The sequence below is a fragment of the uncultured Peptoniphilus sp. genome (assembly GCF_946998875.1).
Classification (GTDB): Bacteria; Bacillota; Clostridia; order Tissierellales; family Peptoniphilaceae; genus Peptoniphilus_A.
On sequence record NZ_CAMQAY010000047.1, the window covers coordinates 1 to 3,323 of the forward strand.

A 3,323-nucleotide genomic window follows, 5' to 3' on the forward strand; every position below is an offset into this window, starting at 1 on the left:
TTACGAAGATCTTTATTCCGGCAAGTCTTGATGCAATAATTGTTGATGCAACTGTTGTAGCTCCATTTAGACCTTGAGAAACTATATAGGCAAAGTCCCTTCTTGATGCCTTTATGATGTCCTTTGATGTCGCCATAAATTCTAACTCTTCATCGGAAAGACCAATTTTAATTTTCCCGCCAATAATTGCAGTTGTCGCAGGAACAGCTCCGTTTTCTCTAATAATTTCTTCGCAAGCCTTAGCTGTCTCAATATTTTGTGGATAAGGCATGCCGTGAGAAATAATTGTAGATTCAAGGGCAACTACTGGTCTTCCCTCTTCCATTGCTTTTTTAACTTCATCGCTATACTCAACATATTTTTTTAACATTTCATTACTAATCATAAAATCTCTCCCTTTAAATTATTTTCATTCATGTCCTTGGAACATGAATCACTACTTTTTAGTGCAATCCTTGCAGCAGCTTCAGCCGCCTTCATTCTCTTATCTATATCAAAATCGTTATAAAGTCCGTAGGCATAGCCAGCTATAAAGGCATCTCCTGCTCCACTAGCATTTACAACGTCAACTGGCTCAGGCTTTCTCATCATTTTAAAATCTTTTTCAAAATAAAAGGCCCCCTTGCCTCCAGCAGTTATTACAAGACTTTCTAAGCCTTTTGCTATTAAGTCTTCTCCAAGTCTATCAATGTTTCCCGTTTCAAGACCACTTAGAGCCATGGCTTCATAAATATTTACCTTTAAGAAATGAATTTTATCTAATAAATTTCTTATTTTCATTACCTTTTTTGTGGAAACTCCGTCAATTAAAAACTTTCCCTTTAAATTTTTTAGGACATAGTCTAAAGTTTTTTCTTCAAGATTTGTATCCATTATTGTAAATTCTGCATTTTCAATAATTTTTTTATTTCTGTCAATATAATCCTCGTCAATATTTTTTAGGAGATCCATGTCGGCAATTGCCACAAACATATCCTTGTCTTCGTCTAAAATTGCAAGATAGTGAGGAGTTATGCCGTCAGCAAATAAAATTTTGGAAGTATCTACATTAATTCTATTTAGCTCTTCTAAAATATTTTTGCCAGCATCATCTTTACCCAAAACTGATAGAAAAGTTGTGTTGACATCAAGCCTTGCCAAATTTTCGCAAATATTTCTTCCAACGCCGCCGCTAGAATATTCAATTTTCCCTGGATTTGAATCTCTGCCCTTTAAGTTGTCAAAGGAGTAACCAGTGATGTCCATGTTGCAGCCACCAAGGACTGCCACATAGGAGTCTTCCCTAAGTATATATCCCCTACCTAAAATATATCCAGATGTCATCAAGTTATTGATGTGGGTGGATACACCAGACCTTGTGATGTTTAATTCATCAGCAATTTCTTGTTGCGAGATTCCAGGATTTTTCTTCAAAAGATTTATAATTTCTTTTTCTCTTGGAGTCAAAAAAAATCACCTCTAATCATTTAATTATATTTTAATCAAATGATTAGAGGCTGTCAATACCTTATAAAAAATTTTCTTGGTTTTCTTTTAATTTATCTTCATGAATAGCAACTCTATAACAGGACCTGCAAAGTGGTTCGTACTCTTCCACTGCCCCCAGCTCAACTCTTTTGTCGCTCTTAATTTTTCTGTGAGACACCCAGGCATCAGTGCCACATCTCTTGCAAACTGCGTGATGCTTGTTTAGGTAGTCCACCTTTGGCATTATTTCTTTTACTATTTCGAAGGGCTCTGCCATGTAGTCCATGTCGAGACCTGCCATGACAACAGTTATTCCCATCTCGAGAATTTTTTCCAAATCTTCAAGAACAAGGGCTGGCTCGTCTTTTAAAAATTGCACTTCGTCTATGCCAATAACTTCTGGAGAATTTTTCTCTACGAAATCTAAAATTTCTTCTACGGATTCAACTTCAACTGCCTTAAAAGAAATTTTATCGTGAGTTACAATTTCTTCTCTTGAATATCTCTTGTCAATCCTTGGCTTAAAGGCAACTGTCTTGTAATTTGCTATGGAAAATCTCTTTAAGTCCTTTTCAAGAGAGCTAGTTTTTCCAGAAAACATGGACCCAGTGTGCAAAATCATTCTTCCTTTATATTGATGCATAATTTTATCCTTGATAATCAGTTATAAGAGCTTCTTCAATTACAATGTCAAAGACAGGTTTATCCATAAAGCCAACCTTTGACTTAGCAATGTCATCAACTACATCCATTCCTTCAAAAACTTGCCCAAAGACAGTGTGTTTGCCATCAAGCCAGAAGGCTCCACCAACTTTTTCGTAGGCATCAACAATTTCATCTGGATAGCCTCTTTTTTCGCCTGCATCTTTCATTTGAGATAAAATGTCCTCACTTAGTTTATCTCCTTGCACAATGAAAAATTGTGATCCATTTGTATTTGGTCCGGCATTTGCCATGGAAAGTGCTCCCCTAAAGTTTCTAAAATTTAAATTAAATTCGTCTTTAAAGGGTTTCTTCCACTTACTTTCGCCGCCGCGACCAGTTCCAGATGGGTCTCCGCCTTGAATCATGAAGTTTTCAATGACTCTGTGGAAAATTATTCCGTCATAATATTTATCTTCAATTAGTGAAATGAAATTTTCAACAGCAAGAGGTGCTGCTTCTTCAAATAATCTAATTTTTATATCGCCTTTATTAGTTTTTAATACTGCAATTTTTTCTCCTACTGCAGGTTTTTCAAATTGTTTTAACATTCTTTCTCCTTTCAAACATAGGTCTTCATATTTATTTTAAAGCCATCTGTCTTATTACGCAAATAATAATATATTAAAGTTAAAAATATTCCCTTTAGGACTGAGGATAAACTCATGGCAATCCAAATACCATTGGCTGCAAAAATTGGCATCAAAATAAAGGCAAGAGGTATCCTTGATATATTTAATATCATGGCATTTATGGCTGGATATTTTGTAAGTCCAAGACCATTTAGCATGCCAGTAGTTCCAATTTCAAGTGCCATAAAGTATTGGGAAATTGAAACGATTTTTAGGTAATCTATTCCCTTTATAATTGCCTCTGGATCTCTTGGTATAAAAAGTGTAAATAAATTTTTGGCAAAGAAAAATAATAAAAGTGAAGTGGAAATTCCAATTATATTTACTATTTTCATTGCCTCTCTTCTGCCATGGTGGAGTCTCTCATAATTTTTTGCTCCAAAATTTTGACCAAAGAAGGCAGAAAATGCTACAGAAAATCCGTCAGCAGTCATCCAAGAAATAGACTCAATTTGCGAGCCTATAGAGTAGACTGCAATATAAAGTGCCCCAAAGCTTGCAATATATTTATTTAAAATCATG

5 protein-coding genes are annotated in these 3,323 nt (G+C 35.1%); all 5 read right to left on the reverse strand.

Going from position 1 to position 3,323, the window contains the following annotated elements:
* Nucleotides 1–385, reverse strand: a 385-nt coding sequence (locus tag Q0U74_RS07665; protein WP_297393857.1) for a pseudouridine-5'-phosphate glycosidase, incomplete at its 3' end; no start/stop codon positions are given.
* Nucleotides 382–1,446, reverse strand: coding sequence for a carbohydrate kinase (locus Q0U74_RS07670; RefSeq protein WP_297393859.1), 1,065 nt, complete (start codon nt 1,444–1,446; stop codon nt 382–384). The genes Q0U74_RS07670 and Q0U74_RS07665, both read right to left, overlap by 4 nt.
* 61 nt (nt 1,447–1,507) lie before the next feature.
* The gene (locus Q0U74_RS07675) at nt 1,508–2,110 is read right to left on the reverse strand and encodes a thymidine kinase (protein ID WP_297393860.1); all 603 of its coding nucleotides are present in this window, start codon (nt 2,108–2,110) and stop codon (nt 1,508–1,510) included.
* Nucleotides 2,111–2,114: 4 nt separating this feature from the next.
* The gene (locus Q0U74_RS07680) at nt 2,115–2,720 is read right to left on the reverse strand and encodes a peptidylprolyl isomerase (protein ID WP_297393863.1); all 606 of its coding nucleotides are present in this window, start codon (nt 2,718–2,720) and stop codon (nt 2,115–2,117) included.
* A gap of 11 nt (nt 2,721–2,731) precedes the next feature.
* Nucleotides 2,732–3,323, reverse strand: a 592-nt coding sequence (locus Q0U74_RS07685; RefSeq protein ID WP_297393865.1) for an MATE family efflux transporter, incomplete at its 5' end; no start/stop codon positions are given.

Bases quoted from the DNA above. Each gene is read 5' to 3' on its own strand.
- Q0U74_RS07675 (WP_297393860.1), bottom strand. From the start codon at position 2,110: ATGCATCAATATAAAGGAAGAATGATTTTGCACACTGGGTCCATGTTT.
- Q0U74_RS07680 (WP_297393863.1), bottom strand. From the start codon at position 2,720: ATGTTAAAACAATTTGAAAAACCTGCAGTAGGAGAAAAAATTGCAGTA.